A 1,125-nucleotide genomic window follows, 5' to 3' on the forward strand; every position below is an offset into this window, starting at 1 on the left:
ATCGGTTGCGAGGAAAAACATGGTGGTCAAGAACATGAATAATTGACCAAGCAATGGCGTGTTCTGACCATTGGCAGGATCGACCATCGACGCGAAACCCAAGCTCGATTGCATACCAAGAATTTGCCCGAGCAACACAAACGTTTGGATCATAAATTGCGTCACCATGCCCATCGCGACGCCAATGATCATCTGCTCTGCGATGGTCATAAAACCACGAAATGAGAGCAGTTGAATGTCTTGCGGAACGGCAGGAATAGCGGGCATCACGGCAAAAGTAATCGCAAGGCCGAGATACAAACGAATACGAGGAGAAACAAAGCGAGCGCCAGTAACGGTCATTACCATCAACATCGACGAGATACGAACGTACGGCCAAAAATAATTGGCTATCCAGTCTAAGATGATTTGAGTGGGATACTCCATACCAGCCTCTAGTACAGAACCTGAGGCAAGCGCTCAATCAAGCCGAAGAAATATTCCATCAGCATTTGCGTCATCCAGTGACCAAACAGCATCAAAGCTAACAAAGTCACGATCAAACGAGGTAAGAAGCTTAATGTCTGTTCGTTAATTGACGTCGCGGCTTGAAAAATCGCCACGACCAAACCGATGAGCAAACTAGGGATAATAATGGCACAGACCATGATCAACACCATCCACAGTGCTTCACGGAAAAGCTCGACAAACATTTCAGGAGTCATGTCTTACCTCTTTTCTCTGTGCTAATCTAAAGAGCAAAACTGCCGGCTAAGGTCGACAATATCAAGTTCCAACCATCCACCAACACAAACAGCATTAACTTAAACGGCAGCGATACAATCATTGGCGATAGCATCATCATACCCATGGCCATCAAAACCGATGCCACCACCAAGTCGATGATCAAGAACGGCAGAAACAACATAAAACCGATTTGGAACGCCGTTTTCAGCTCCGAGGTGATAAAAGCGGGAATCAACACCGCCATCGACACATCTTCTGGATTGGTTACTTGCTCGCCCGACATATTTACGAAGGTTTCCAAATCCTTAATGCGCGTTTGCTTAAGCATGAAGGCCTTCATCGGCACTTGCGCTGCATCGAATGCTTCGCGCGCTGTCACTTGTTCGTTGAGGTATGGCT

Annotated in this window: 3 protein-coding genes; all 3 read right to left on the reverse strand. The window is 46.8% G+C overall.

Features of this window, described 5'->3' with window-relative positions:
- Positions 1–426, reverse strand: a 426-nt coding sequence (locus R7P72_RS25435) for a flagellar biosynthetic protein FliR (RefSeq protein ID WP_318111013.1), incomplete at its 3' end; no start/stop codon positions are given.
- Between the two features lie 8 nt (positions 427–434).
- Positions 435–704, reverse strand: coding sequence for a flagellar biosynthesis protein FliQ (fliQ, locus tag R7P72_RS25440; RefSeq protein WP_005457784.1), 270 nt, complete (start codon positions 702–704; stop codon positions 435–437).
- Between the two features lie 26 nt (positions 705–730).
- On the reverse strand, positions 731–1,125 hold a 395-nt coding region (locus tag R7P72_RS25445; protein WP_411912911.1), incomplete at its 5' end, for a flagellar type III secretion system pore protein FliP.

Origin of the sequence: Vibrio sp. Vb0888, from assembly GCF_033338835.1 — a bacterium.
Lineage (GTDB): Bacteria > Pseudomonadota > Gammaproteobacteria > Enterobacterales > Vibrionaceae > Vibrio > Vibrio alginolyticus.

Excerpts from the sequence above, each read along its gene's own strand:
- fliQ (WP_005457784.1), bottom strand. The coding sequence starts at position 704 with ATGACTCCTGAAATGTTTGTCGAGCTTTTCCGTGAAGCACTGTGGATG.